Consider the following 3,291-nt stretch of genomic DNA (forward strand, 5'->3'; position numbering starts at 1 on the left):
GACGAACGCTTCACCGACGTCGTCGCGGTCGGGACGCAGAACGCCACGCCGGCGTTGGCGCACTCGGTGCACGTCGACGTCCGCGGCCTGCAACCGGGCCGGGTGTACTTCTACCGGTTCCGGGCCGGCACCGTGCTGAGCCCGGTCGGCCGGACCCGCAGCGCACCGGCCACCTCGGCGGCGGCGGCGAGCCTGAGCTTCGCGCTGGCAAGCTGCCAGGACTTCCAGAACGGCTACTGGCCGGCGTACAACGCGATCGCCGCCGACGACCTCGATCTTGTCGTCCACGTCGGCGACTACATCTACGAGTACGACCCGGACAGCCGTTTCCCGGATCGCCGCCACACCACTCCGGCCACACCCGGGCTCAACCAGCTCCGGACCCTCGACGACTATCGCAACCGCCACGCACAGTACAAGACAGATCCCGCCCTGCAGGCTGCCCATGCCGCCGCGGCCTGGGTGGTCACCTGGGACGATCACGAGACCGAGAACAACTACGTGGGCCTCACCGACGAGTCCGGCGACACTGGGGACAAGCACCTGGATCCGGCGGCGTTCGCCCGGCAGCGGGCCGCCGCCTACCAGGCGTACTACGAGCACATGCCGATCCGGGTCAGCTACGTCCCCGGCTCGCCGGACCTGAAGCTGTACCGCCGGTTCACCTTCGGTGACCTGCTCACCCTCAACGTGATGGACACCCGGCAGTACCGGACCCCGCAGCCCGGCCGGGTGTCACAGGACGTCGGCAGGGCGTCGCTGGGGGAGAACAACACCGCCGGGACGATGGCCGGCCCCGAGCAGGAGGCCTGGCTGGCCGACGGTCTGCGCGCGTCGTCCACCCGGTGGAACGTGATCGCCCAGCAGACGATGATGGCCCAGCTGCACGGGCAGATCGTTCCCGGTGCCGGTGACGTGCTTGCCAACCTCGACCAGAACGACGGCTACGTGCCGTACCGCACCCGGCTGCTGTCCGCCGTCCGGGACAGTCGGGCGCGCAACCCCGTGGTGCTCTCCGGTGACATCCACTGCGCGTGGGTGAACGACCTCCGGGTCGACTTCAACCGGCCGGAGACGCCGGTGATCGGCACCGAGTTCGTCTGCACGTCCATCAGCTCGGGGTTCTTCCTGGTCAACGAGGAGTTCGTCCGGCAGAACAACCGGCTGCTCAACCCGCACGTGCGGTACTTCCGCGGGGACAAGCGCGGCTACACCCGCATCCGGGTCACCCCCCAGCAGTGGCGGGCCGAGATGCGCGTCGCCGAGACGATCGACCGGCGGGACGCGCCGGTCAGCACCGACGCCACCTGGGTGGTCGAGGACGGCCGCCCCGGCGCCCAGCCGGCCTGAGCTGAGCCTGAGCGGGGCGAGGGCGCTCCGGCTCGTCGGGGCAGCTCGTCGGGGCGGTCCGGCCTGGCCCGGGTGTCGGCCGGTCGGGTCAGGGCGGTGGCGCGAGAAAGCGCAGCAGGCCCGGTCGTAGGACGATCCGGGCGGGCAGGTCCGCGATCGGGTCGCCGTCGGCGTAGAGCTGGAACGGCCGGTCTGCGTCCACCCGGATGCTGCGTGCCGGGCGCACCTCGACGTGCGCGGAGTCCACATGGCGTCCGGAGAACACCTTCGGGAACGTCGACAGGAAAGTGACCTTGCCGCACTGTGACAGCAGCACGACGTCGAGCAGCCCGTCGTCGAGCCTTGCGTCGGGTGCCAGGCGCATCCCGCCGCCGTAGTAGGCCGAGTTCGCCGCCGCCACCGTCCAGCCGACGAGTTCGCGCGGGGCGTCGTCGTCGATCTCCACGGTGAACCGGGCCGGTTTCCATGCGGCTGCCGCGCGCAACGCACCGTAGGTGTAGACCTGCTGGCCGCGGACGAACCGGGTCCGATTGGCGATCACCTGGACGTCCGAGTCGAAGCCGACGCTGGCGATGCCGAGGTAGGCCCGCCCGTTGGCCTCGGCCAGGTCGATGCGGCGCTCGACGCTGCTGGCCAGGGCGGTAGCGGCGATCACAGGATCCCGGCAGGCGCCGACGGCGCGCAGGAAGTCGTTGCCGCGCCCCCCGGGCAGCACGGCGAGCAGCCCGCCCAGGTGCGCCACGGTTTCGGCGACCCGGCCGGCGAGGCCGTCCCCGCCGAGCGCGACCGCCACCCGCCCGTCGGCCACGGCCTGCCCGGCGAGATCCGCGGCATGGTCGATGTCGCGGGTCCGCTCGACCCGCACGTCCGACGCCCAGCGCCGCAGCGCCGCGGACACGTCCGGCAGCGTCCGCGCACCTCGTCCACCACCGGCATGCGGGTTGACGATGAGCAGCAGCCGCCGCGGGTCCACCTCCGCCGCCGGCGGAGCGTCCGTCACAGGCTTCGTCATCCCTGCCAGCCCTTCTCGTTCCCGGTCCCGTCCCGGCACGCGCACAGAGATGACCGATCGTTGCCGGCGCCGGCGATCGGCCGGCGGACCTTCCGGTCCCGGGTTCTCGGCTCTCGGCGATCGGTCGACTCACCGCCGGTGAGCTTACGAGACCGCTTTAAAGATGGGTGCTTTCGGCACCGAACAGAAGGCAGGTGGCAAGTGTTTCGGTGGTGCGCAGATCCCAGAGGACGAGGTGTTCCAGCAGGAGCGTGGCCGCGTCAGCCGGCCAGAGCACAACCCACAGCCACACCCCGCAGGCTTCACCGACGAATACCGCCCGATCGGGCGGGCAGAGCACCGGCCACAGGGCGGTCGGGTGTCCGGCCGCCTCGATCTTCTCCTCGGGTTTGTCACCGATGCGTTCCGGATCCGTACCGGGCAGTCCCGCGAGCCGCGCTCCGAGGCCCGTTCCGGGTTCCTCGGCGATGATGACCATCTCGGCCGGCCCGCCGAGCGGAGACGGCCCACCGGCCGCGAACGCGGTGGCCCGAGGCCCTGTGCGCTCGTCGCCGGCCCAGGCGACCCCGCTGCCGAACCAGTGCACCGGCATCGGCCAGGGGACCCAGACCGGCGCCGTGGCCGCGTGCGCCAGGAAAAGCAGCGCCTGTTCCCGGGATGATGCCGCGACCCGGTATGGGGCGACCTCCCCGTGCTCCTCGCACCGCCACTGGCTGCTCCACAGATCAGGCGGACGAAGTGTTCGCAGGCACCGGGGACAGGCAGGAGATGTCGTCACCGGTGGGCTCCCCGGTGATACACACCACTCGACGACAGTTTCACAGCTGTGGTCACTTCCCTTTGCTTTCGTTCGTCAAACCCGTTCCGGGTGGACTACGGACGCTTCACCTCGCCCGAGCCGGGTATTGCCTGATCGGGCGGCATCAGCG

3 protein-coding genes are annotated in these 3,291 nt (G+C 71.0%); 1 reads left to right on the forward strand and 2 read right to left on the reverse strand.

Annotated features, from left to right (window positions below; translation table 11 throughout):
- The coding region (locus tag DD1DGNOD_RS04860; RefSeq protein WP_241255468.1) for an alkaline phosphatase D family protein at positions 1 to 1,350 on the forward strand (1,350 nt) is incomplete at its 5' end.
- An 88-nt stretch (positions 1,351 to 1,438) separates the two neighbouring features.
- Here the strand turns inward: DD1DGNOD_RS04860 and DD1DGNOD_RS04865 are convergent.
- Together DD1DGNOD_RS04865 and DD1DGNOD_RS04870 are read right to left on the reverse strand one after the other, a co-directional pair.
- Positions 1,439 to 2,362: a diacylglycerol/lipid kinase family protein gene (locus DD1DGNOD_RS04865; RefSeq protein WP_131765427.1), complete on the reverse strand. Its 924-nt coding sequence runs from the start codon at positions 2,360 to 2,362 to the stop codon at positions 1,439 to 1,441.
- A gap of 157 nt (positions 2,363 to 2,519) precedes the next feature.
- Positions 2,520 to 3,140: a DUF6758 family protein gene (locus DD1DGNOD_RS04870; protein ID WP_131765428.1), complete on the reverse strand. Its 621-nt coding sequence runs from the start codon at positions 3,138 to 3,140 to the stop codon at positions 2,520 to 2,522.
- Positions 3,141 to 3,291 lie beyond the last annotated feature (151 nt).

It is taken from the genome of Candidatus Protofrankia californiensis, from assembly GCF_900634765.1.
GTDB lineage: Bacteria > Actinomycetota > Actinomycetes > Frankiales > Frankiaceae > Protofrankia > Protofrankia californiensis.